This window comes from Aphanothece microscopica RSMan92, from assembly GCF_046613545.2.
Classification (GTDB): Bacteria; Cyanobacteriota; Cyanobacteriia; order PCC-6307; family Cyanobiaceae; genus NIES-981.
In genome coordinates this window covers 1-451 of the sequence record NZ_JBKKKY020000535.1, presented here as the reverse complement: position 1 = coordinate 451, position 451 = coordinate 1, and the positions used below count along the sequence as shown (strand labels likewise).

Genomic DNA, 451 nt, shown 5'->3' with positions numbered 1-451 from the left:
CGCAGCAGCGCCGCCGCCAGAACCCGTGCCTGCGCCCATTCCAGCGGCGTGCGGCGCCAGTCGGCGGGCCGCATCACCACCTGCCACAGCAGGAACACCAGCACGAAGGCCGGCACCACGGCCCAGCCCTGCCCGCCCGGGCCCGCCACCAGCGGCCCCGCATAGAGCAGCGCCGCCGCCAGTTTCAGGATCAGCAACCGCCTTTTCACCCTGCGCACCCGTTACGCCCCGCCGCCTTGCAGGCTGGCAGAGCGCGCAGGCGTCGTCCAGAGGCGACGATCAGTCCAGTTCCTCGGGCGGGTCGGCGACGATGCGGCCCGCGGTCAGGTCGACCGTCGGCACGGCCGCGCGGGTAAAGGGCAGAAGCAGCACCTTGCCCCCGGGCTGGGCGATCTCCAGCACGTCGCCCGCGCCGTGGTTGTGCACCGCCGTTACCCGGCCCAGTGCGGCC

The 451-nt window shown here is 73.8% G+C and carries 2 protein-coding genes; both read right to left on the bottom strand.

The window, feature by feature from the left end; genetic code table 11:
• The coding region (locus ACLD7X_RS18935; protein ID WP_411425222.1) for a hypothetical protein at positions 1–197 on the bottom strand (197 nt) is incomplete at its 3' end.
• Positions 198–279: 82 nt separating this feature from the next.
• Positions 280–444 carry a PRC-barrel domain-containing protein gene (locus ACLD7X_RS18930; protein WP_411425223.1) on the bottom strand — a complete coding sequence of 55 codons (165 nt, stop codon included), beginning with the start codon at positions 442–444 and terminating at the stop codon, positions 280–282.
• Between the last annotated feature and the right edge of the window lie 7 nt (positions 445–451).